The sequence below is a fragment of the Variovorax sp. J22P240 genome (assembly GCF_030316855.1).
Lineage (GTDB): Bacteria > Pseudomonadota > Gammaproteobacteria > Burkholderiales > Burkholderiaceae_C > Variovorax.
The window spans coordinates 34,172-56,781 of the sequence record NZ_JASZYR010000021.1 but is presented as its reverse complement, the minus strand read 5'-3'; the positions used below and the strand labels follow the sequence as shown (position 1 = coordinate 56,781).

General features: G+C 66.0%; 18 protein-coding genes. 12 read left to right on the top strand and 6 right to left on the bottom strand.

The genetic code is table 11. The features are described from left to right. The 5 genes from QTI24_RS28920 to QTI24_RS28900 all read right to left on the bottom strand — a co-directional run bounded on the left by QTI24_RS28920 (position 1) and on the right by QTI24_RS28900 (position 6,527). A complete protein-coding gene (locus QTI24_RS28920) occupies positions 1-2,385 on the bottom strand; it encodes a penicillin-binding protein 1A (RefSeq protein ID WP_286605191.1) in 2,385 nt (794 codons plus the stop codon). 687 nt (positions 2,386-3,072) lie between these two features. After that, the gene (locus QTI24_RS28915) at positions 3,073-3,327 is read right to left on the bottom strand and encodes a hypothetical protein (RefSeq protein ID WP_286605190.1); all 255 of its coding nucleotides are present in this window, start codon (positions 3,325-3,327) and stop codon (positions 3,073-3,075) included. 897 nt (positions 3,328-4,224) lie between these two features. Then, positions 4,225-5,247: a universal stress protein gene (locus tag QTI24_RS28910; RefSeq protein WP_286605189.1), complete on the bottom strand. Its 1,023-nt coding sequence runs from the start codon at positions 5,245-5,247 to the stop codon at positions 4,225-4,227. A 126-nt stretch (positions 5,248-5,373) separates the two neighbouring features. Then, on the bottom strand, positions 5,374-5,769 hold the full coding sequence (locus QTI24_RS28905; RefSeq protein ID WP_286605204.1) for a GreA/GreB family elongation factor: 396 nt from the start codon (positions 5,767-5,769) through the stop codon (positions 5,374-5,376). Between the two features lie 533 nt (positions 5,770-6,302). Then, on the bottom strand, positions 6,303-6,527 hold the full coding sequence (locus QTI24_RS28900; protein ID WP_286605188.1) for a hypothetical protein: 225 nt from the start codon (positions 6,525-6,527) through the stop codon (positions 6,303-6,305). 845 nt (positions 6,528-7,372) lie between these two features. Between QTI24_RS28900 and QTI24_RS28895 the strand changes: the two genes are divergently transcribed. From QTI24_RS28895 to QTI24_RS28840, 12 genes are all read left to right on the top strand, one after another. Continuing rightward, positions 7,373-8,092: an SAM-dependent methyltransferase gene (locus QTI24_RS28895; RefSeq protein WP_286605187.1), complete on the top strand. Its 720-nt coding sequence runs from the start codon at positions 7,373-7,375 to the stop codon at positions 8,090-8,092. Next, on the top strand, positions 8,080-8,874 hold the full coding sequence (locus QTI24_RS28890; protein ID WP_286605186.1) for a DUF1295 domain-containing protein: 795 nt from the start codon (positions 8,080-8,082) through the stop codon (positions 8,872-8,874). Before QTI24_RS28895 ends, QTI24_RS28890 begins: the two co-directional genes overlap by 13 nt. Before the next feature lie 195 nt (positions 8,875-9,069). Further along, the gene (locus tag QTI24_RS28885; RefSeq protein ID WP_286605184.1) at positions 9,070-9,489 is read left to right on the top strand and encodes a DUF2177 family protein; all 420 of its coding nucleotides are present in this window, start codon (positions 9,070-9,072) and stop codon (positions 9,487-9,489) included. 14 nt (positions 9,490-9,503) lie between these two features. Beyond that, positions 9,504-9,896, top strand: coding sequence for a hypothetical protein (locus tag QTI24_RS31665; RefSeq protein WP_503011327.1), 393 nt, complete (start codon positions 9,504-9,506; stop codon positions 9,894-9,896). 10 nt (positions 9,897-9,906) lie between these two features. Then, on the top strand, positions 9,907-11,286 hold the full coding sequence (locus QTI24_RS28875; RefSeq protein WP_286605183.1) for an NAD(P)/FAD-dependent oxidoreductase: 1,380 nt from the start codon (positions 9,907-9,909) through the stop codon (positions 11,284-11,286). Further along, a complete protein-coding gene (locus QTI24_RS28870) occupies positions 11,283-12,077 on the top strand; it encodes a DUF1365 domain-containing protein (RefSeq protein ID WP_286605182.1) in 795 nt (264 codons plus the stop codon). The genes QTI24_RS28875 and QTI24_RS28870 overlap by 4 nt, the downstream gene beginning before the upstream one ends. Further along, positions 12,074-13,342: an SAM-dependent methyltransferase gene (locus QTI24_RS28865; RefSeq protein WP_286605181.1), complete on the top strand. Its 1,269-nt coding sequence runs from the start codon at positions 12,074-12,076 to the stop codon at positions 13,340-13,342. The genes QTI24_RS28870 and QTI24_RS28865 overlap by 4 nt, the downstream gene beginning before the upstream one ends. Before the next feature lie 642 nt (positions 13,343-13,984). Next, a complete protein-coding gene (locus QTI24_RS28860; protein WP_286605179.1) occupies positions 13,985-15,277 on the top strand; it encodes a flavin-containing monooxygenase in 1,293 nt (430 codons plus the stop codon). A 210-nt stretch (positions 15,278-15,487) separates the two neighbouring features. Further along, on the top strand, positions 15,488-16,387 hold the full coding sequence (locus QTI24_RS28855; RefSeq protein WP_286605178.1) for a LysR family transcriptional regulator: 900 nt from the start codon (positions 15,488-15,490) through the stop codon (positions 16,385-16,387). A 59-nt stretch (positions 16,388-16,446) separates the two neighbouring features. Next, the gene (locus tag QTI24_RS28850; protein ID WP_286605176.1) at positions 16,447-17,415 is read left to right on the top strand and encodes a Bug family tripartite tricarboxylate transporter substrate binding protein; all 969 of its coding nucleotides are present in this window, start codon (positions 16,447-16,449) and stop codon (positions 17,413-17,415) included. 45 nt (positions 17,416-17,460) lie between these two features. Further along, positions 17,461-18,696: a CaiB/BaiF CoA transferase family protein gene (locus tag QTI24_RS28845; RefSeq protein WP_286605174.1), complete on the top strand. Its 1,236-nt coding sequence runs from the start codon at positions 17,461-17,463 to the stop codon at positions 18,694-18,696. After that, complete coding sequence (locus tag QTI24_RS28840) at positions 18,693-19,472, top strand: enoyl-CoA hydratase/isomerase family protein (protein ID WP_286605172.1); 780 nt, start codon at positions 18,693-18,695, stop codon at positions 19,470-19,472. The genes QTI24_RS28845 and QTI24_RS28840 overlap by 4 nt, the downstream gene beginning before the upstream one ends. A gap of 93 nt (positions 19,473-19,565) precedes the next feature. Here QTI24_RS28840 and QTI24_RS28835 read toward each other — a convergent pair whose 3' ends face one another. After that, on the bottom strand, positions 19,566-22,502 hold the full coding sequence (locus tag QTI24_RS28835; protein ID WP_286605170.1) for an AAA family ATPase: 2,937 nt from the start codon (positions 22,500-22,502) through the stop codon (positions 19,566-19,568). Positions 22,503-22,610: the final 108 nt, after the last annotated feature.

The window sequence follows — 22,610 nt, the reverse complement described above, 5'->3', positions numbered from 1 at the left end:
TTAGTTGCGGAACAGATCGAGAATTCGACTGCGTTCGTCTGAAGATGACTCGGGCGTCGATGGCGAGGTCGCCTCGACGGGCGTTGCGGCGGCCAAGCCCCACGGGCTGGGCCCGCTGCCTGGCGCGTACTCGTCGTAGTACCACTCGCCGCCGCTATGGACCACCCCGTCGGGCGCCTGAAGCTCGGTCACGGGCACGCCCTTGATGGCGGTCTCCATGTAGCTGATCCAGATCGGCAAGCTCAGGCTGCTGCCGGTCTCTTTATCCCCCAGGCTGCGAGGCGTGTCGTACCCCATCCACGCGATCGCGGTCATCGTCGGTTGAAAGCCTGCGAACCACGTGTCGATCGAGTCGTTGGTGGTTCCGGTCTTGCCGTAGAGGTCGTCGCGCTTGAACGCCTGATACGCCTTGGCGCCGGTGCCGCCCTTGACGACGCTCTGCAGCAGCGTGTTCATGATGAAGGCGTTGCGCTGCGGAATGGCGCGGATCGTTTCGTTGAGCAGCGGGCGCTGCGGCTGGACCAGGACCTTGTCCTTGTGGTCCGTGATGAGCGTGATCAGGTAAGGCTTGACGCGATAGCCGCCATTGGCAAACACCGAGTAGGCCGCGGCCATCTGCATGGGCGTGACCGCGCCGGCGCCCAACGCCATGGGCAGATAAGCGGGGTGCTTCTCGCGGTCGAAGCCGAAGTTCGTGATCCAGTCCTGCGCGTAGCGAATACCGATCGATTGGGTGACGCGAAGCGTGACCATGTTGATGGACTTCATGAGCGCCGTGCGAAGCGGTACCGGTCCCGAGAAAGTGCCCCCGTAGTTCTTCGGCGCCCATGCTTCGCCTCCGGGCGTGGGTGCGTCGAAGTAGAGCGGCGCGTCGTTGACCACGGTGGCTGGGGTGAATCCCTTTTCAAGAGCTGCCGAGAAGATGAACGGCTTGAAACTCGAGCCTGGCTGACGCCAGGCCTGCGTGACATGGTTGAACTTGTTCTTGTTGAAGTCGAAGCCGCCCACCAGCGCCTTGATGGCGCCGTCGCGCGGATCCATCGCGACGAACGCACCCTCAACTTCGGGTAGCTGGGTCAAGCCCCACACGTCCTTCGGCGCCTTCGCAAGGCGCACGACCGCGCCGCGACGGATCATGAGGGTGCGCGGAGCCTTGTCCGCCAATCCCGACTGGACCGGCCGCAGCCCGTCGCCGGTGACGTGCAAGGTCTCGCCGTTCGCACGAACGGCCGTGACCTCTTTGGCACTGGCTTTGAGAACCACCGCAGCAATCAGATCGCCGTAGTCGGGGTGCTCTGCCAACACGTCCTCGATCATGTTTGCGCGTGCTTTCGGATCGTCGGGAAGATTGATGAATTTCTCGGGTCCACGGTAGACCTGGGTTCGCTCGTAGCTCATGATCCCGTCGCGCAAGGCCCTGTAGGCGGCCGTTTGGTCGACCGCAGAGATCGTCGTGTAGACCTTGAGTCCCCGGGTGTAGGTGGCGTCGCCATACTGCGCGTAGATCAACTGGCGCACGGTTTCGGCGACGTATTCGGCGCGTAGAAAAGCGGGGCCTGGGGGATCACGCAGCCGAAGCTTTTCTTGTCTGGCCTGCGCCGCCTGCTCTGGTGTGATGAATCCGCTCTCCTGCATTCGGTCGATCACATAGAGCTGCCGTTCTCGTGCCCGCACGGAATTGTTGACCGGGTTGTTGGCGCCGGGTGCTTTCGGCAGACCTGCCAGCATGGCAGCCTGTGCGATCGAGAGGTCCTTGAGCGGCTTGCCGAAATAGGCCTCCGAGGCCGCGGCGAAGCCGTACGTCCGCTTGCCCAGAAAGACCTGATTCAGGTAGATCTCCAGGATCTGATCCTTGGAGAGAAGTTGCTCCAGTTTGAATGTGAGCAGGACCTCGTAGACCTTGCGGGTCACGGTTTTCTCGGAGGTCAGGTACGCATTGCGTGCCACCTGCATCGTGATGGTCGAGCCGCCTTGGCTCTTGACCCGGTTCAGGTTCGCGTATCCGGCCCGCGCCATGCTCTTAAAGTCGACCCCCATGTGGTCATAGAAGCGCGCGTCCTCGGCGGCCAGGACAGCGTCCTTCATCAACTTGGGAATGGCCGAGATCGGCGTGAACTCGCGGCGCTCCTCACCAAATTCACCGATCAGAATGCCTTCCGATGAGAACACCCGCAGCGGAAGCTTCGGTCGATAGTCCTGAAGTTCGGAAATGTTCGGCAGGTTCGGATAGGCGACTGCCAGTGCGGTCAAGACGACGAATGACAGGCCCAGCGCCCCGGCCAGGGCCAGCCCTGTGACCCACAACACCACGCGCAGGAGCCAGGATCGCCAGGATCTTGGAACCAGTTTGTCGGTGTGCCCCGAAAGATGCGATCGGTCGGCCATGGCAGCAAGCGTGAACGGCTCAGTTGCGCAGTGTCGCCGAACTGCCGGCAGAGGCAAGTGGTCCGGAGTTCAGTGAGAGTCCTCCAGGCTCCCGGTTGCCCTTTGGCGTGGTGCGGTCGACGGTGTGCACCACATGGGGGCGCTGCTCTAGTCGTACGACGATTCGCTCAGCCGAATGGCAGCTTTCTGGGCACACCTCGGAATGGCGGTGCCGGCCGTCAGCGGACTTTCCGCCTCAAGGCAGAAATCGCCAAATAGGTGACATTCACCACGCAGATTCAAGCGCAATTGTTCGACCTCGAGCACGCATGATTGAGACTGACGTCCCGAGCCCCATAGACCTTCGCCAGATGTCCGACGCCCGGCAATGGGCGGACGAGGCTATGAAGAAGCGGCCTTGGCGGACCGTGCTTTTCGCCGCCTTCGCCAATGCATTGCGTGACAGCGGCGCGCATCGTGTGCTGGAGCTGGGTTCCGGTCCCGGATTCCTCGCGACGTACCTGCTCAACGAGCGCTGCCGGAGATTGAGTACATAGCACTGGACTTCTCTCCTGCGATGCATCAGCCGAGCTGCGGCACGCATGGAACCTGGCGAGCCGAAATTCGACGCAGACACGGCAAGGCTGATTGCCTCCGCGCGCACCCGTCAAAAGCCTCTACCCGCGAAGAAGACCAGCCCCATAGCCTTTAGAGCGCGTGGAAGTCGCCTCGGATGCGGTCGCCGACCGTGTCGCCAGCCCTGCTTTCCGGCTGGACGTAGTTGTCGCCGATGGAGGCGCACATCTCGACGATCAGTTTGGCATAGTCCACCATGTTCTGGTCGAGTGGATCGCCGTCGCGGATCAGCCCGACCTGCACAGCCGCCTGCTTGAACAGTTCCGTAGGGTCGCGCGGGCCGACCGGTTCCTTGTCTTCGTCTTCGTTGACGTAGGTATAGAGCATTGCCAACTCCTATGAATGTGGCCTGGAGCCAGCATACCGCCGCAGACCGGACAAGGTACTGCGGGGGCGCGGCCGCGGCAGGCGGGGTCTATAGGGTGCAGGTCGGGTTTGAAAGGCAGGATCGCAATGGCGAAATCGAACGCGGGTGCCCCACGCTAGAGGTCTCGATCGACAAGACGTTTTTCCAAAAGGGCGGGCGATCGCCCGTGGAGAGCTCCGACGCCCCTCTTTTCAGATCGCCGTCGGGCGAGGCCGGGCGGTTGATCATGCGGGCCGCCGATGCTTCGCCCAGTTCCTCGAACCGCGGTTCCTGAGAGCCCTTCGGCGCCGAGCCTCCCGGCCCCGAGGTGATGCCGCTCGCCTTGAGTCAAGCCTCCAGCGCTTCGGCGGCTGTTGAAGACGCCGAATGAGGCTAGCCAGCTGAAGGCATTTCCGTCTTTGTGGTGTCGGAGCCTCCGCTGGCGCCGGGTGACCCCCGGGGCTGGCACAAGCCGCAGGCAGCAGATGGAGTGGGCGGTGGTGATCACGTCTCGGCGCTTCATGACGGCCGTCATTCGAAGGTGACGTCTGTGTCGTCAGCACGCCGTTGCGCAGGTTCGCCGCCCTGCCGTGGTGAACAGAATGCCGGGACCCCCTGCGTCCATCGGGTGTCCCTTGCCTCGGAAATCGGAAGATGGCCTGAAGCTGCCGATGGCCGACCCAATCGAAGGACGCCGGCCCGCCGGTGCCCCGGCACGCGCCGGATCTTGAGCTTGGTGGACACATTCAATGGCCGCACCATCCCGCAGAACTGAGGGGGCCCTTCGACGCCAACTTGATCGCCAGCGGTACGTCGAGCTCCCAGGCAATGTTTGGCCCCGACCTTGCTTCAGGATCTCTCCTGGAAAAAATGGTTCTTCAGCAGCGGCTCGCTGTTGGCACCCGACTGAAGGCCTGCGTTTTGCGGATTGAGCCGGTCCCTCGGACCGCCCTCGCCAGCATAGCCGCTTGGTTTGGCAGGCCAGGCGGTTGTGGCGCCCCAGCCCGTACCCGGCGAATGGCGGGCCCGCCGGCGAGGCGCCTCCGCGCAGATGCGCTTGAGGCTGGCTGGAAGTCATGCGGGACCACGAGCACGTCCGTGTGCGCATCGCGCAGCACGCGCTGCGCAACGCTCTCGAAGAGAAGGTCCGAGAGCATGGACGACGGCTGCTTGCCCACCACGATGAGGTCCGCCCCCGTGTGCTGCTGTTGGACGAGAACCTGGCGCGCGGGGTCACCGTAACCGAGCGATGAGAGCAGTCGGTTGCGGCGTGCGTCGTACGAATCGGCCAACGTAAGCATCCGGTCGCGCGCGTAGCGCCGGCACTGCTCGCGGTAGGCCTTGATGGCCTGCTCCGACACCTGGGCATAACGGAGCTTCCCTTCGTGCGCCGCGGTGACCGCGTGGAACAGCTCCACCTGTGCCGTCGTGTTGAGAGCAAGGACAAGGTCGACCAGTCCCCGGGACGTTTTCGAGAAGTCGACGGCGACCACGAGGCTCTGGTACGGGCCATCGGCTGGGCGCCGCACGACGAGGACGGGACGCTGGCACTTGCGCACGATTCCTTCGACTGGCTGGCCCATGAGGAACGAACGCACGCCGCGCATGGGCTCGGTGCCCCAGATCAGGAGGTCCGCACGGTGCGTCTCGGCAACGACGTCCGCAACCTCAAAGGCAACCTTGTTCAGCGTACGCACCTGGATGTCATGGTGTTGACCCAATTGCAGCGCGTGGTGTGCCAGTCTGCAGGCCGCATCCGGAGGTGGCGGCTCTCCGGGCGGTGCGAGGTAGATGAGTTCCAGCGTTGCTCCGTGCTCTGCGCAAAGCATCCCGGCGCGAGCGAGGCTGTGGTCGCCCAGCGTGGAAAAGTCGGTGACTGCAAGGATGGAGTGAGGGGTCATGGAAAACCTTTTGAGATGGCTGGCGCCTGGCGTCCGGCGTCGGCATGCAGCAGCGCCGGAACCTGCGGGCAGGAGAAAAAGGCAGCTCGTTCGTGAGCCGCAGCGGACCAACACCTTTTCGTGCAGCTACTTGGAGTAGTCGCCCGTCGCTTCGGGCTGGTACTGAATAGAGGCGATTTCGGCCGTGCACTCGTCGCCGTTCGGCGTGTGCCATCTCGCGACATCTCCGGTTTTCAGCCCAAGCAGGCTGTTGCCGACCGGCGAGAGAACTGACACGAAACCTGCGGCGGGCTCCGCATCGCCGGGATAGCAAATCGTGAGCATTTGGCGCCGGTGCGTGGCGACGTCTACGAGCTCGACGCGCGAGTACATCGTCACGACATCCGCGCTGACCGCACGGGCGCTGGTCACGTCCGCGGTCGCAAGAAGGTCCGAAAGCGTGGACGAAACGGGTCCAAGTTTCGTCAGGCGGGTGAAATCAAGTTCGGTGAGCGTGCGCTCGCCGTGTACAACTGCATGCATGGAAGCACTCCATCGAATGCGGGCGTCGCCCACGAAGGACGGCAGCCGCTACCGCGCGAGGCTTGTGCCCGGCGGTGGAGGGATGCGCTGAAAGGGGAGAGAGCGGACCGCCGGGCTTAGGACTGTGCTGGCGTCAGCTGACGATGCACCTTCTTTGCAGCCGCACGCGCGTACGTCGCTGCGAAGAGCAGCGAGGCCAATGCAACGTGGGCGCAAACAAGGGTGATGGTCATGCGGCTAGTCTAGGCCAGTGTGCAATCCATAGGCAAGCAATGGCCTCATGCTTCTTGCCAGATTGAACCTGCCGCTGCGACCGAAGCCGGGCATACCGGTCCCTAGGCTGCGCCGATCGAACGGCCACTCATGGAGCCATTCGCATTTCGCCATTGTTCCGCTGTGAACGACGCGGGTTGAGGTGGTGTGCAAACGGTCGGCTCTCCACGATGCAAGACCTGGGACGCGAGCGGCACGCGAGGTGCCGTGCGCTTGTGGACGCATCACTGCAAATGCGCTTTGCCTTCCCATATCGTGGATCACCCTCTTCTTGCTGAGGTGGCCGCGCATGCCAGCGGAAAGAAGAAAAATGGATGCATCGCGCACATCAGCGTCATAGCTGCAAGAGGCGGCGTCGCATACAGCGCCCTGAGGTTGAGCCTTCGCTCACGCTCGAAGGATTCGAACAGGAACCAGTTAAGGCGTTCGTACTGGGCGAACGGCGCCCACGTGAAGGGGGTCGATGGCAAGAAAACTGTCGGCATGCGGGTTCTCCTCGCCGGCTAGTAACGGACGAAAGTTTGGCGGTACTGAACAGCCTGTGGAGGGCCTCAACGAGAGCCCTGGGCGCCTCGCCACGCACCAGCGTGGGAAAGCGTCTCTGTGGCGGAATCGCTTTGTGGCTCCTTGGCACGAGCATCCCCATGCCGCCGAAAAGGACCGGCTTGAAAAGAAGCAGTTCGGGAGTCGAAACGGTAGGCGGGAAGGCAAGACGCGTGGCCTACCGCGTCAAACAAGAAAGGCAGATACGCCTTGACTGATGCGCCTCCAGACGATCGAGGTCGTGCCATGCTGAAAATCCGACGAACACGTCATGTCCCACCTTGCAGAGCTTTGTACTTCATCAATGGAAGGCAGGCTTGTCGACACGACGCCCGAGTACGGAAGATGGGGGTAGGCCATGAACAAACCATAGCAGGGAAGTGTTCGAGCCTCAATGCGGTGAGACGAGTCGCACTGGGACGTAGGGTCAATCGCTGCGCACGCCAGCGGCGCGGTTCATTGCACCGGCCGTGACGACCTTGGCGCCGAGCGCCATCGCCTTTGAAATGTGAGGAAGGACTTGGGATGCGCATGTTGGGCCTGCAGCAGTCCCTTGGCGCGACGCGCGGTGAAAGCCTGAAGGTTGCGATCTGCCTGCATACCTGCCGAGTGGCGGGCGTGGCGCGCGAGCGCTGAGGAGCGCTACCGAGATCGAATTCCGAACATCAAAGAGTAGTGCTGCCCATGCAACCCGCCCATCGGTTTTCGCTCGGCACAGATCCAAGCGCTGCGCGAGCCCGTATATCTGCCGGCGGCACATCTCCCGTGTCGATGCAAAGGACGCAACATGTCAGCAAACGCGGCCCGCGCGATCCAATGGGTCGAACGCGGCCTGGTGCCCGACGCGATCGTCAGGCGGGGCATTCGTCGCCTGGTGAAGCACCGGTTGTCCGAACTGCGAAGCGGCGATCCGACCAGCAACGCCGACGCCACGCAGGAATTCGTCGACCGCATGCGCAGCGCCGAACTGGCGCCCCTGCCGACCAAGGCCAACGAGCAGCACTACGAGGTACCGGCCGCGTTCTTCGGCGGCGTGCTTGGCCCGCAGCGCAAGTACAGCAGCCGCTATTGGCCGGAACACGCCACGACGCTGGCGCAGTCCGAAGTCGCAGCACTGGAACTGACGTGCGAGCGCGCCGGTCTTGTCGATGGCCAGAACGTGCTTGAACTCGGCGGCTGGGGCTCGCTGACCTTGTGGATGGCGAAGCGCTACCCAGGAAGCAGGATCACGGCGCTGTCGAACTCGGCCTCGCAGCGTGAACACACCGAGGCCGAGCTTGGCCGCCGCGGCCTGACCAATGTTCGCGTGGTCACCTGCGACATCAACGGCTTCGACACCGCGGATCGCTTCGACCGCGTCGTCTCGGTCGAGATGTTCGAACACCTGCGCAACTGGCAACGCGCCTTCGCCGGCGTCGCTCGCTGGCTGCGCCCCCCTGTGGGGCATCGTCTGCGCGCTGGGCCTTGCGACCGGCGCTGGTCAGCAGGTGCGTCATGCCGGCGCTGATGCGGATGGCGCTCGAAGGCCTTGCGTGGTGCACGTCGCTCGGCCTGCTGACATGGGTCGCCAGCCTGGCCCGGCAAGACGCCAGCCTCGCGGACAGGGTATGGCCCGCACTGATCGGCGGAGCCGGCCTGCTGTATGCGCTGCGATGGCCGGCGGCCGACGCGCGCGGCCTTTGCATGGCCGCGCTGGGGTTCGCATGGGCGCTGCGACTGGGCATCTTCATCACGCAGCGCAACCGCGGCCATGGCGAAGACCGGCGCTACCGCAAGATGCGCGGGCGCAACGCACCGCACTTTGGTCTGAAGAGCCTCTACCTGGTCTTCGGCCTGCAGGCGCTGCTCGCGTGGATCGTGTCCGCGCCGCTCCTTGCCGGCATTGCCGGAGGCCGCGCGTGGAACTGGGTCGACGATGCCGGCATGTCGGTCGCGGTTTCAGGCATCGTCTTCGAGGCGATTGGCGACGCCCAGCTGTCGCGCTTCAAGTCCGATCCCGCCCACGCCGGCCAGGTGATGGACCGTGGACTCTGGCGCTTCACCCGACATCCCAACTACTTCGGCGAAGCCTGCGTCTGGTGGGGCCTGTGGCTCATGGCCATGGCGGGCGCGGGCTGGACCGCCGCTTGGAGCGTCGTGTCGCCCGCGCTGATGACCCTGCTGCTGATCAAGGTCTCGGGCGTCGGCCTGCTCGAAGAGAACATCGGCGAACGCCGCCCCGCGTACCGTGACTACATCGCGCGAACCAACGCCTTCGTGCCCGGCCCGCCGCGCAGGAGCCGACGATGAGGCACATGCCGCAGTGGTGTCGAGCCCCGGCGCTGTGCGGAATCAAGGTGCTGCAGGCGGCCGCGGCGGCCACGAGCGAATGGAACTTCCGCGTCTCCCTGGACGGCACGCCGATCGGCGATCACCGCGTTGTCCTCGCCGCTTCGTATCGCCGTGCAAGCCACCCAGCCCGCGACGTTCCCAACAGGAGCCTTCATGACCATTCGCCAGTTCGCCGTCGCCTATGCCGCCATGGCGGTGGTCTTCCTGGCGCTCGACGCCATCTGGCTCGCCACCATGGCCGAGCGGCTCTACCGCCCGGCCATCGGACACCTGATGCGCGATCGCTTCGCCTTCGGGCCGGCCCTGGCTTTCTACGTGATCTACGTCGCCGGCGTTGTCGTCTTCGTCATTGCACCCGCGCTGGCCGAGCGGCGATGGCAATCCGCGCTTGGCATGGGCGCACTGCTGGGACTGCTGGCCTATGCGACCTACGATCTCACCAACCAGGCCACGCTCAAGGGCTGGCCTTGGCGCATCACGCTGGCCGATCTGTGCTGGGGCAGTTTGGTCACCGCGGTCTCGGCGGCGGCGGCATGCCGGATCACCCTGGCTTTCGGCGCGCGGGGGCACTGAGGGTCAGCCCTCACATGCCGATCAACGCCCAGGGTGCGCGCCACGGCGCCGTCGAACAGCATGCGGCCTTCGATCGAGGCCAGGCAGATGCATTCGCTGTCTGCCTGCACCACCGGCTGATGGTGGATGCCGCCGTCGGCCTGGTCGAAATCGCCGGTCCCAAACAGCGTACGCCCGTCGTGGAAGGAACCGTGCAGCACCTGGGTGAGTTCCGTTTCGCTGTGGGTATGCCATGCCAGCTTCATGTCGGTGCCGGTGCCGATGCGCAGCAGGAACAGCTTGGCCTGCGGGTAGGCCGCTCTCCGTCAATGGCTGTCAGACGGTGGTCATGCGGGGTCTTACGCACCGCCGCACAAATTGGATCACAGCGAAATGTGAGCAAATCCAAACGCGCATCAGCCGCGTAGAAGGAGCACCATGGCCATCGCCCCCATCTTCTCGCCGAAACACCCGTCGCCGCCGCGATCCCCCGATGGCCGCGGCACGCTCGACGTTGCAGTCATCGGCAGCGGCATCTCGGGGTTGTCGGCGGCGTGGCTGTTGTCGGCGCGCCATCGCGTCACCGTCTTCGAGTCCGACGGCCGGCCCGGCGGCCACAGCAACACGGTGGACGTGCCGGCTGCTGCCGGCGCTTTTCCGGTCGACACCGGCTTCATCGTCTACAACGAGGCCGCATACCCAAACCTCACGGCGCTGTTTGCACATCTCGGCGTCGAGACCGAGGCCTCCGACATGTCCTTCGCGGTCAGCCTGGACCAGGGCGCGCTGGAATACAGCGGCACCGATCTGCGGGGCCTCTTCGCGCAACCGGGCAATCTGCTGAAGCCGCGCTTCTGGTCGATGTTGCGCGACCTGGTCCGGTTCTATCGCCAGGCGCCGGTCGACGCCGAACGCATGGGGCTGATGCCGCTGGACGCCTATCTGGACCGGCGCGGTTACGGCCGTGCGTTCCGCGAAGACCATCTGTATCCCATGGCGTCCGCCATCTGGTCGACTCCGGCTGCGCACGTCGGGGCCTACCCGACTGAGGCTTTCGTGCGCTTCTGCGAGAACCACCAGCTTCTGCAGCTTTCCGGGCGTCCGGCCTGGCGCACGGTCAAGGGAGGCAGCCGCCGGTACGTCGAGCGCCTGATCCGCGGCCTCGCGCAGCCTTTGCGGCTCGACTGCGCCGCCGTCGAGGTCCGCGCGGGTGCCGACGGCGTGCTCGTGCGCACGGGACGGGGCGAGCAGCCCCAGTGCTTCGACCAGGTGGTGATCGCCACCCATGCCGACCAGGCTCTGCGCCTGCTGCCCGACGCCAGCGTGGACGAAGCGCGACTGCTGGGCGCGTTCGCGTACAGCCGCAACCATGCCGTGCTGCACCGCGACCCGACGCTGATGCCGCGGCGCCGCGCGGTGTGGTCGAGCTGGAACTACATGGCGAATCGCCGCAGCCAGGACGCGCTGTGCGTGAGCTACTGGATGAACCGCCTGCAGCGCCTGCCGGACCCCGCACCGCTCTTCCTGACGCTCAACCCCACACACGCGCCGCACGCCGAGCAACTCATCCGCACCGAGATCTACGAGCATCCGATCTTCGATGTCGCTGCCATCCGGGCCCAGCAGGAACTCTGGTCGCTGCAGGGTCGGCGGCGAATCTGGTTCTGCGGTGCCTATTTCGGCTCGGGCTTCCATGAAGACGGCCTGCAGGCCGGATTGGCGGTGGCCGAGGCGCTCGGCGGCGTGCGGCGGCCCTGGCGCGTGGCGAATGAATCGGGCCGCATCCGCCTGCATGCGCCGGTGGCGATGGTTTCATGAGCAAGAACTCGGCCCTCTACAGCGGTAGCGTGATGCACCAGCGGCTGCGGCCGGCCCGCCATCGGCTGCGCTACCGGGTGTTCTCGCTGCTGGTCGATCTCGACGAACTGCCCGCCCTCGCGCGGCGGCTGCGGCTGTTCTCGCTCAACCGCTTCAACCTCTTCAGCCTGCATGAACGCGACCACGGCGCCGGCCTGGAGCGGGGCCTGCGCAGCCATGTGGATGCGCAACTGCACGCAGCGGGGCTCGCAACAGGCGGTGCCATCCGCCTCCTCAGCATGCCGCGCATCCTCGGGCATGTCTTCAATCCGCTGAGCGTCTACTTTTGCCACCGTCCCGACGGCCCGCTGCAGGCCCTGCTCTATGAAGTCAACAACACCTTCGGCGAGCGGCACAGCTACCTGATCGCGGTCGACCCGGCCATGCACGAGGGCGAAACCATCGTGCAGTCCTGTGCCAAGGGCTTCCACGTGTCCCCCTTTCTCGCGCTCGACATGACTTACCGTTTTGGCATCGATGCGCCGCACCCCGACCGGGGTGTATTGCGCATCTCGATCACCGCCAGCGATGCCGACGGCCCGGTGCTCATCGCTTGCTTCGACGCTCGGCGCCGCGTGCTGGACGACAAGGCGCTGGCGCTCGCCTTCATGTCGCATCCGCTGCTCACGCTGAAGGTGGTGGTCGCGATCCATTGGGAGGCCTTGCGCCTGTGGGTCAAGGGCGTGCGTCTGCATCCGCGACCGCCCCCGCCGCTGGACGCGATGACGATCATCAAGCGCAAGAATCCATGAACAGTTCTTCAACCTCCAACGCATCGTCGCAGCCGTTGTTGCCGGCCGGTCGTCCCGGCCGCAGGGTGACCGTCCTCTGCGCGTCATGGGCGGGCTGGCCGTTTCGCCGCTTGCTCCAGCGCGTGCTGCGCGGAATCCAGTGCGGAACCCTCGTGGTCGAGCTACCGGACGGCGAGCGCGCCGAGGGCCGTGGCGCGCTCGCGGGCCCGCAGGCCTCGATCGTCCTGCATTGCTGGCGCCCGCTGGCGCGGATGCTGCTGGAGGGCGACACCGGCCTGGCCGCGTCCTACCGCGACGGCGACTGGTCGAGCCCCGATCTGCCCGCACTGCTCGAATTCGGTATCCGCAACGAATCCGGCTGGGGCCGCGCGCTCGACGCCTCGTGGCCGGTTCGCTGGCTCGGCCGACTCTTTCACTTCGCGAACCGCAATTCCCGACGCGGAAGCCGCGAGAACATCGCCTTCCACTACGACCTGGGCAACGAGTTCTACGCCCAATGGCTGGATCCCGAACTGATCTATTCGAGTGCCCTCCATGCCACCGGCAACGAGTCGCTCGAGGAAGCGCAGGCACTCAAGCTGCAGCGCATTGTGGAACTCCTCGACCTGAAAGCGCCCATGTCGGTGCTGGAGATCGGCTGCGGTTGGGGCGCGCTGGCGCTGGCCCTGGCCGGTGCCCACGGCACGCGCGTGATCGGCCTGACCTTGTCGGCCGAGCAGCTCGCGCATGCGCGGCAGCGCGTGGCCGACCTGCGGCTGGAAGCACAGATCGACCTGCGCCTGCAGGACTACCGCGACGTGCAGGGCAGCTACGACCGCATCGTCTCCATCGAGATGCTCGAGGCCGTGGGCGAGCGCTACTGGCCCACCTTCTTCGACACGCTGCGCGGTCGACTGAAGCCCGACGGCCAGGCCATCGTGCAGGTGATCACGATTGCCGATGCGCATTTCGAGCACTACCGGACCCACACCGACTTCATCCAGCGCTTCATCTTTCCGGGCGGCATGCTGCCGTCGCCGTCGGCGATGAAGGCGCAGGCCGAACGGGCCGGATTGACGATGGAGACAGCGCTGACCTTCGGCGAGAGCTATGCGATCACGCTGGTCGAGTGGCGACGCCGCTTTCTGCGTGCCTGGCCGGCGATCGAGGCGCTGGGCTTCGACGAGGCGTTCCGGCGGTTGTGGGAGTACTACCTGTGCTACTGCGAAGCGGGCTTTCGCGCCGGACGCGTGGACGTGGGCCTGTACGCGCTGGCGCGTCGGTGATGCAGGACATTCCAGCGGCGCTGCTGGTCGAGGAGAGATGCATCGTCGTTGGAGCGACGTCCCGATCTTCCACCGTGGCCGAGCGCTCGCTGATCGACACCGCGTCCAGGATTCGGCGGTTGACGAAGCGGTGCAGTGCTCGATGGCGATGGCACTGGGCGGGCATCTGAAGGCGAGGTCGCACCCGATCACCGGTTGGCGGAGACACCTCGCCATCCGCGTCCTCTCGGTCTTCACGATCTGCATTCGACAAGCAATGTGGGCCGCTCGAATACAACATCGACTTGCCTGTCGGCGTCAGCTCGCCGCTCGAGCCGATGAAAGTTGGGCGCTCCGAAAGCGGACGGTGGCGAAGTCTCCTTGGATGCGACAAGCATCCTCTGAACCGCGGGCTGCCAACAGGTCGTTGCGAAGCCGCGCCAGGGTTTCTCCTTCACCGGCTTTTCGCTTGTCGTCAGAGCGCTGCGGTTCAGCGAAGCTCGGCCACAGCAGTTCGATTTCCCGGTGGACGTGCTCGGCGCATGGTCGGTCTCATGCCGCGCTATTGCCGCCCCCTGAGCATCAAGCGCATCATCGCCCCACCCATCTGCCAGGCGAGCTCCCGCCGTGCACCGCGCCCTTCGGCAATGAGGAGGAGCACCTATGCAAGCCACCCCGTTGCTCGATCTGGCCATCGTTGGCGGAGGCGTCGCCGGCGTCATCCACCTGCACTACGCGCGCCAGTCGGGCCTCAAGGTGCTGCTGCTCGAAAAGCAGGGCGGCGTCGGCGGCCTCTGGCGCCAGCTTCCGGCGTGGCAAGACATCCAGATCAGCCCGGCCGACTGGACCATCGGCGATCTGCCGCTGGGTGGCCCGAAGCAGCCGCACATCCTCGCCAACATCGAGGCATGGGTCGAGCGCTTCGGCCTCGCCGATCGCATCCGGCTCGACAGCCCGGTGTCTCGCGCGCGTTACACCGGCACCTGCTGGGAGCTCGATACGCCACAAGGCACGGTGCGCGCGCGTCATCTGGTGGCCGCCACCGGTGGCCACAACAAGCCTGCGATTCCCGATGTGCTTCGTCGCGAAAGCGCGGTGCGGGAACTGCATTCCAGCGCCCTGCGCGATCCGGCCGAACTGACCGGTCGCGAGGTGCTTGTGGTCGGCGGCGGCGCCTCGGCCTTCGATCTGCTGGACCTGTGCCTTGAGTACAAGGCGCGCCGGATCGTCTGGGCGTACCGCGGCCTGCGCTGGTTCACCCCGACCGGCAAGCCGAAGATCATCGCCGGCAGCGTGCGCCCCTACGCGAAGATGCAGGTGAACGGCATGACCGTCGCGCAGCAGAACGTGATGATCGGCGCCGACCTGCTGGCCCGCTATGAAAAGTTCGGCATCCAGTCGATCCAGCCCGAAAGGCCGCTGGATGTGCATCAAGACCAGCTTATTCCTGGCCGCGCTCGCATGCTGGCCAGCTTTGGCGAGCTGGAGCGGTATCCGGGCAGCGTCGAGGCCATCGAGGGGCGAGACGTGACGCTGTCGGACGGCACGCGCCTCGCGGTGGACGTTCTCCTGTGGGGCACGGGCTACCACACCGACCTTTCGTACTTCGAAGAGCCGCGTATCGCAGGCATTCGCACCGTCGGCGAACTGGCCTCGCGCTGCGCGTGCATCTTCCGCAGCCTGGATGCGCCGGACCTCTATTTCCCGGGCGTGGGCCTGGACGGCATCGGTTCCGCGCCGTGGGCCTTCATGCTGATGGCACGATCCGTCATGTCGCACATCCGCGGCACGGCACAGCTGGACATGGAGCCGGTCGCCTGCAGGCTCAACCACCTCGACATCGTGCGCTACCTGGCCGAGCGGGACTTCGGCACCTACGCCGGAGAGCGCGGCTGGGACTTCTATCGCGACTTGGCACTGGGCACGCCGGACGATCAGCCCTACCCATTGCTCTGAAGTCGTGGCGCGGCGTTCCTGGGCCTGCACGATGTGGTTGATCGCGAGTTTCCGTTTGCCTCTCCCGCTCCCAGTAAGCCATGCCTGAGCTTCGGTGACGCATAACGAGCCGTTGATACAGGACAATCACGCCATGAACCAGCCACTATGAGCAGCGCGGAGCAGCCTGGACGTCCCGATCCGGATGTGCCCGCAAGGGTTCACCTGGACATGACGACGCTGCGCCTGTTCATCGCGACCGCCGAACTCGGCGGCGTGACGCGCGCGGCCGAGCGCGAGCATCTGGCACCGGCTGCGGCGTCTCGCCGGATCCAGGAATTCGAGGCGCAGTTCGGACTGCCACTATTCCGTCGTCTGCCGCACGGCATGGCGCTGACCGATGCAGGGCGCACCATGCTCGCCCATGCGCGCAACCTGACCCACACCGTCGTACGCATGCAAGACGACGCAGCGGCGTACCGTCATGGCGAGAAGGGCGTGGTCCGCCTGGCGGCACCCAAGTCGGCAGTCATCCAGTTCATGCCGCGTGACATTCAGCGTTGCAGCATCGCCTGCCCGGACGTGCGCATCGACCTGCAGGAGATGAACAGCCAGATCGTCCAGCAATCACTGGCGCGCGGTGTGGTGGACGTGGGGATCTACGAGGCCAGCCTGGGCTCGATCGACCTGCCGGCCTTGCCCTACCGCAGCGACCGCCTGGTGCTGGTCGTGGCGCGCAGTCATCCGCTGGCCACACGCCGCAAAGCGGGCATCGACGACATTCTTTCTTGGGACTTGATCGGCCTGGGCGAGGGCTCAGCTGTATCCATTGCCCTTGAGCGACAGGCCGCAGAGGCGGGCCGGGTACTTCGCATGCCCATGCGGGTGGGCGGCTTCGACAGCATGGCGGCGCTGATCGCGCAAGGCTTGGGACTTGGCGTGATGCCGCAAGCTGTGGCGCGCGCCATTGCGGGCGGGCCGCGTTTCGCGCGGGTGACCATCGAGGGCGAATGGGCAGTGCGCCACTTCGTGCTCTGCCATCGGCCGATGCCGATGCTTTCGCTGGCGGCGCAGAGCGTGCTGCAGGTTCTCGCGGATACGCAAAACGCGAATCCTGAATCGCCGGATTAGCGATGGCGCCCTGAGGTCCCGCGGCCCATAGTCGAGTCTCACAACGAAGAGACAGACACATGCAACGCAGAACCTTCGCAATCGCCGCCGTCGCCTCACTGGCAGCCCCCTGGGTCCGGGCACAGGACCTGCCCTCCGGGCCGATTCGCATCATCGTGGGCTTTGCGCCCGGTGGCGGGACCGATGTGTTGGCACGAACGATCGCCCACAAGCTGTCTGTCCTGTGGAACACGCAGGTGATCGTGGAGAACAAGGCGGGCGCGACCGGCGTCATCGCGGCCGAGTACGTGGCCAAGCAGCCTGGAGACGGCAAGGTTCTGCTGATGGCGCATGTCAACAGCCACGCCATCGCGCCGGCGCTGATGCAGAACGTCAAATACGACCCGCGCCAGGACTTCGCACCGATCACCCTGGTAGGTGTCACGCCCAACATGCTGACCTGCAATGAAACACAGCAGGTGCGCACGGTCGCGGGCGTCGTCGACCTGTGCCGTCGCCAGCCTGGGAAGATCAGCTTCGGATCGTCCGGCACAGGCTCGGCCCAGCACCTGGCCTTCGAGATGTTCCGAATGGCGGCCAAGATCCAGGCGGTGCATGTGCCCTACAAGGGTTCCAGCGCCATGGTCACCGACCTTCTGGGCGGCCAGATCAACTATGCCTTCGACACGATGACGGCGGCCACGCCCTACGTGAAGCAGGGCAAGGTCATCGCCGTCGCACAGACCCGGCTCAAGCGCGCCAAGAGCCACCCCGATGTGCCCACGATGGCCGATTCAGGCTTTCCGGGCTTCGATGCGGCCTCGTGGTACGGCCTTGCCGGACCCAGGAGCATGCCCGCCGCCATGGTCAGGCGCATGAACGAGGACATCAATCAGGTCCTGGCGCAGCCGGACGTTGCGGACAAGCTGGAACAGTTCGGCGCTGAAGACGCCGGCGGCAGCAGCCAGAAGTTCGCCGACTTCATCGTCTCCGAAAACACGAAGTGGGCCAGGGTCATCAAGGATGCCGGCGTTCGTGCCGACAGCTGAAGCCTCCTAGCCCGCATCCCAGATTTACGACAGGAAACACAACCCATGAAGACCGAATCCAATTCACCAGCCCAAGGCGCCTCCCGTCCATTGCCGCTGGCCGGTGTCCGCGTGCTGGACATCAGCCAGGTGATGGCAGGGCCCTACGCCTGCATGCTGCTGGCCGATCTCGGAGCGGACGTCGTGAAGGTGGAGCCGCCTGAAGGCGGCGACCAGACCCGCGGCGCCATGGGCTTCAAGCTCAAGGGCTCAGACAGCATGGGCTTTCTGAACATGAACCGCAACAAGCGAAGCATTGCCCTGGACCTCAAGACCGCGGCGGGGCGCGAGGTGCTCTATCGCATGGTCAAGGACGCGGACATCCTGGTGGAGAACTATCGCCCGGGCGTGATGAAGCGCCTTGGCATCGACTACGAAACGCTCAGCAAGCTCAACCCCGCGTTGGTCTACGCGAGCATCTCCGGCTTCGGACAAACAGGTCCGTGGGCGAGCCGTCCGGGATTCGATCTCATGGCCCAGGCCATGTCGGGCGTGATGAGCGTGACGGGCTATCCGGATGGCCCGCCGGTCAAGGCCGGGGTGCCGGTGGCGGACATCGGTTGCGCGCTGTTTGCCACCTACGCCGTGCTGGCCGCCCATATCGGCGCGAAGGCTTCGGGTCAGGGCCAGTACATCGACGCTTCGCTGTTCGACTCCGCGATGGCGTTTTCGGTATGGGATGTGTCCGAATACTGGGGCACGGGGCGCCAGCCCGAACCCCTGGGCACGTCCAACCGCATGAGCGCGCCCTACCAGGCCATGAAGGCATTGGACCGGTACTTCGTGATGGGCGCCACCAACCAGAAGCTGTGGCAGAAGCTCTGCACCGTCATCGAGCGGCCGGAGTTGGCGCACGACCCGCGCTTTGCGACGGTGGCACTGCGGCTGGCCAATCGCCTCGTGCTCGTCGAATCGCTGGAGCAGTCATTCGCAGCCCGCAGCGCCGAGGCGTGGATCGAGTACCTGCTGGAGGCCGGCATTCCGGCCGGGCCCATCCTGACCTATCCCCAGGCCTTTGAAAGCGAGCACGGCGTACACCGCCAGATGCGCATCGAGATTGAGCACCCGGTTGAAGGAACCATTCCCAACATCGGCTTTGCCGTGAAGCTGCGCGGCACGCCCCAGCAAGTGCGACGTCCGCCCCCGCTGCTGGCCGAGCACACGCAGGAGATCCTCGAGGAACTCGGCATCGATCTGGCGCAGCGCCGGGAACTTCAGGCGAGCGGAGCCTTCGGCGCATGAACGGGCAGGGCTGCGTCACCTTGACCATCCGCGGCGCGGTCGCGTCGGTCACCTTCGACCGGCCGTCCGCGCGCAACGCGATGACTTGGACGATGTACGAGCAGCTGGCGCAGATCTGCACGGATCTGGCGGCCCGTGGCGACGTGCGTGTGGTCACCTTCCGCGGCGCCGGTGGGCAGGCCTTCGTTGCCGGGACCGACATTGCGCAGTTCCAGGATTTCCAGAGTGGCGATGACGGAGTGGCGTACGAGCGTCGCATCGACGCGGGCATCGCCCTGATCGAAAGCCTGCCGATGCCGACGGTCGCGGCGATCGATGGCTGGGCGGTGGGCGGCGGGCTCGTGATCGCCGCCGCCTGCGATTTCCGGATCGGCACGCCGGCTTCGCGCTTTGGCGTTCCGATTGCGCGGACGCTGGGCAACACCCTGTCGATGGCCAATCTCGCGCGCCTCAAGGCGGCCTTCGGGCCAGCGGTCGCCAAACGGATGCTGCTGCTGGCGGAGGTGCTCGATGCCGATCAGGCCGCCGCGAGCGGCTTCCTCCACGACATCTGCCCGGCGACGGAATTGGATGCCTCGCTGGCCGCGTTCTGCGAGCGACTGCTGGCCCTCGCGCCGGTGACGCAGCGCGTCGCGAAGGAAGGGCTGCGGCGCCTGGCCTCGGCGCACCTGCCCGATGGCGATGACCTGGTCCGGCAGTGCTACGGAAGCGCCGACTTTCACCATGGCGTGGAGGCTTTTGTGGCTCGGCGCACGCCCATATGGCAGGGAAACTAGCAAGCCATGCTTGAGCCGGCTTTGCTTGGCTCCAGAGCCGACGCTCACCTCCGCTATCGGATCATCCCGCCGGCTCGGACTCAGACATTCGCTTCAAGCTCCCGACGTTCCGGACCATCTACCCAGCAACGCATCGGCGCGGGCCACCAGCACCGAGCCCGCCCCCTCGCGCTGCCGCGCGCGAGCGGCGGCCAGCGCCTCGATCTCGGCGGAGCGTGCGCCGCAGGCCTCCCCGAGCGCAACGAGGGCGCTCAATTCCAGCCATGTCGCTTGCTGCTGCGCCGCCTCGCGCCAGGCGGAACGCATCGCCTCGTGTGCCTCCACGGGCCGACCGCGGCCGATCTCGATTCGCGCCTGCAGCAGCTGCAGGTCCGGCATGTAGATGCGCTCGCCCATCTTCTCGGCCAGGGCCAGTGCTTGATCGAGCTGCGTCTGCGCCTCGACCCATTGCCCGGCGATCGTCAGCGCTTCGGCCGCGTGGCCGAGAACGCCCGAACGGCCACGCTGAAGGCCGAGCCGGGTGTCGTAGTCGTCGCCGTCCAGGATCAACTGGTGGCCGGCCGCCGGCTCGCCAAGCTGGGCCAGGGCCCAGCCGCGCAACCAGCGCGCCGGCCCCTCGGCCTGCGCCATCGCGTGCTCGTCGGCCATTGCCTGCAGTTGCCCGGCCAGGGATCGCACCCTTTCCGCATGGCCGAGGCGCAGTTCCAACAGCGCCCCGAAGATGAGGGCCAAGCGGCGCGTGGAGGGCCCGAGCCGCGCAGCGCGCGCACCAGCAGCGTCGATCTGCGCCCGCGCCGCGTCCACGCATCCCGAGTGCGACAGGGCTTGGGCGAGCCGGCAGCGCAGCGACACCTCGAGGTCGACCACGGCAAGCGCGTTGGCGGGCCGGTCGCCGAGGCCTTCGGCGCCAGCGATGCCCCGCTGCAGCCATTGCCTGCCTTCGTTCAGTTGGCCCCGGTAGGTCAGCGTGGTCCCGAGCAGATTGCAGGCGGCCACTTGGCGCACGGGGTTGGCCTGCAGTCCGGCCTGGGCCTGGGTGCTCGTGGCGATCGCGATCGCCCGGTCATACTCGCCGGCCGTGAAATGGATCCAACCAAGTTCGATGTCGATGCCGCTCGTGGCGTCAGGCCAGGGCGAATGCAACGCAAGCAGTGCGCGCACCCGCTCATAGTTGGCCAGCGCTTCCGGTGCCGTCACGTTCAGCAACTGCGACGCGGCCACGCGCGGACCGAGCAACGCCATCTCCAGCCGGTCGCGCGCTGCGCCATCGGGGCATTGCGTCAGCAGTGTCAATGCGTGTGTCGTCAAGCGCATCGCTTCGGTTGGCGCGAAATGCCGCAAGGCGCTCTCGGCGGCGTCGGCGTAGTGGCCGATCGCAGCTTCGGCATCGTGGCCAAGTTCGAACTGCAGCGCCAGCTCGGCGGCCATCACGGGGCCGCCGGCGGCGCGTCGGCGCTGTAGCGACGCGGCGACGCGGCCGTGCAGCTGCGCCCGCGTCAGGGCCCCGATGCGTTGGTAGACCACCTGACGGTACAGCGCGTGGCGAAAGGCATAGCGCCCTTCCATCGACCCGTCGGACCGGCGCTCCAGCGCAACCTGATTCAACCATTGATGAGCGCCGGCTAGGTCGTCGCAGATTTCGCCCACCCGCTCGGCGTCGCGCTGTAGGGCCTCGGCGACCGTGGTCGCGCTGAATTCGACGCCGCAAACACTGGCAGCCTGCAACAGATCCCGCTGGGCTGGCGCCAGCCGATCGACCTGGCGTTCGATCACCCCGGCCAGGCTCTCGGGTATCGGTAGCTCGATCGACGCTGCGCGGGCCGGATCGTTCGGCATCCCCTGCGAGACCAGTTCGTCGATGACGTTGACGACGAACAGCGGCAGCCCGTCGGTGCACTGGTGCAGCCTGCGCGCGAGCGCCTCGGGAGCCGGCTGGCCGGGACAACGGCGCGCGATGCAGTCAGCAACGTCGCGCTCGGAGAACGGGTCGAGCAACAGTTCCCGAGCCAGACGGTGCAGGAGCAGTTCGTGGCGCAAGGCCTTCAGCGGATGGTCTTCGGCGATCGCTTCGGCCAGGCGAAAACTGGCCAACCACATCAGCCGCGCCGGCCCACGGCGGCGGGCAATGTGGTCGATTGCGCACAGCGTTGCCTGGTCGCTCCAATGCAGGTCTTCGGTCACCAGCAGCAGTGGGCGCTGCTGCGTGTACTGGTCGAGCAACTCGCCCAACTCGCGCAGCATTCGGGCCTGGCCCGTGCCGACGAGTTGCAGGCGCAGCGTCTCTCGCTCGGCCTCGTTGCTCAGCCAGGGTAGTTGCATCAGCCAGGTCGGCGCCACGCTGCGCAGTAGCGCCGACAGCGCGGCGTCAGCGCGGCACAACGTGCCCAGCGCTTCGAGCAGCGGCAGGTAGGGCTCGCCCGCGCCATGCTGTTCGACGCATTGGCCCAACGCGACCCTGTCCGGCACAAGCTCGGCAATGAGGTGTTCAATCAAAGTGGTCTTGCCGATGCCAGCCTCGCCAGCGAGCCAGACGACCTGCCGCCGCCCGGCATGAGCCTCACGCCAGGCAGCGTGCAGCCAGTTGCGTGCCGCCTGGCGGCCGATCAGCGCTGAAGTCGGCGTGGGTCGGCCGGGTTCCTGCGTTGCCGCGACAACCCGCTGCTGTGCGGCGCCGAGGGGCAAGGCGCGGGCGATGAAGCGATAACCACGGCGCGCCGCGGTCTCGATGTAGCGCGGCTGCTTCGCATCATCGCCGAGCACTGCCCGCAACTCGCTGATCGTGGTCTTGAGCACCGAATCGGTAACGTACTGGTGGCCCCACACCGCGTCGAGCAACGCCTCCTTGCCGACAAGTTGATCAGGCTGGCGCGCCAGTTCGCACAGCACGGCAAACGCTTTCGGCGGCAGCGCTAGCGCTTGCCCACCGCGCGTCAAGCGCGCCTGCCCCTCGTCCAACTCGAACAGGTCGAACTGCAAACGCAACGGCTCGCGGGGATTCACGGCATCGGGCAGTTGTGCGGTGACGCACATTTTGTGGCGCCGTGGGCGGCGCGGCAAGCGGCCGCAGCCCGCGGCCTGACCCCATCCCGACCGAAACGCGACCGCGCGCTGACGACTTCGCGCGCCTAGGCGCCTAGT

Coding starts and splice junctions, on each gene's coding strand:
- QTI24_RS28840 (WP_286605172.1), top strand. CDS start 18,693: ATGAACGGGCAGGGCTGCGTCACCTTGACCATCCGCGGCGCGGTCGCG.
- QTI24_RS28905 (WP_286605204.1), bottom strand. CDS start 5,769: ATGCATGCAGTTGTACACGGCGAGCGCACGCTCACCGAACTTGATTTC.
- QTI24_RS28890 (WP_286605186.1), top strand. CDS start 8,080: ATGCCGGCGCTGATGCGGATGGCGCTCGAAGGCCTTGCGTGGTGCACG.
- QTI24_RS28845 (WP_286605174.1), top strand. CDS start 17,461: ATGAAGACCGAATCCAATTCACCAGCCCAAGGCGCCTCCCGTCCATTG.
- QTI24_RS28835 (WP_286605170.1), bottom strand. CDS start 22,502: ATGTGCGTCACCGCACAACTGCCCGATGCCGTGAATCCCCGCGAGCCG.
- QTI24_RS28870 (WP_286605182.1), top strand. CDS start 11,283: ATGAGCAAGAACTCGGCCCTCTACAGCGGTAGCGTGATGCACCAGCGG.
- QTI24_RS31665 (WP_503011327.1), top strand. CDS start 9,504: ATGCCGATCAACGCCCAGGGTGCGCGCCACGGCGCCGTCGAACAGCAT.
- QTI24_RS28885 (WP_286605184.1), top strand. CDS start 9,070: ATGACCATTCGCCAGTTCGCCGTCGCCTATGCCGCCATGGCGGTGGTC.
- QTI24_RS28915 (WP_286605190.1), bottom strand. CDS start 3,327: ATGCTCTATACCTACGTCAACGAAGACGAAGACAAGGAACCGGTCGGC.
- QTI24_RS28920 (WP_286605191.1), bottom strand. CDS start 2,385: ATGGCCGACCGATCGCATCTTTCGGGGCACACCGACAAACTGGTTCCA.
- QTI24_RS28895 (WP_286605187.1), top strand. CDS start 7,373: ATGTCAGCAAACGCGGCCCGCGCGATCCAATGGGTCGAACGCGGCCTG.
- QTI24_RS28860 (WP_286605179.1), top strand. CDS start 13,985: ATGCAAGCCACCCCGTTGCTCGATCTGGCCATCGTTGGCGGAGGCGTC.
- QTI24_RS28910 (WP_286605189.1), bottom strand. CDS start 5,247: ATGACCCCTCACTCCATCCTTGCAGTCACCGACTTTTCCACGCTGGGC.
- QTI24_RS28875 (WP_286605183.1), top strand. CDS start 9,907: ATGGCCATCGCCCCCATCTTCTCGCCGAAACACCCGTCGCCGCCGCGA.
- QTI24_RS28850 (WP_286605176.1), top strand. CDS start 16,447: ATGCAACGCAGAACCTTCGCAATCGCCGCCGTCGCCTCACTGGCAGCC.
- QTI24_RS28900 (WP_286605188.1), bottom strand. CDS start 6,527: ATGCCGACAGTTTTCTTGCCATCGACCCCCTTCACGTGGGCGCCGTTC.
- QTI24_RS28865 (WP_286605181.1), top strand. CDS start 12,074: ATGAACAGTTCTTCAACCTCCAACGCATCGTCGCAGCCGTTGTTGCCG.
- QTI24_RS28855 (WP_286605178.1), top strand. CDS start 15,488: ATGACGACGCTGCGCCTGTTCATCGCGACCGCCGAACTCGGCGGCGTG.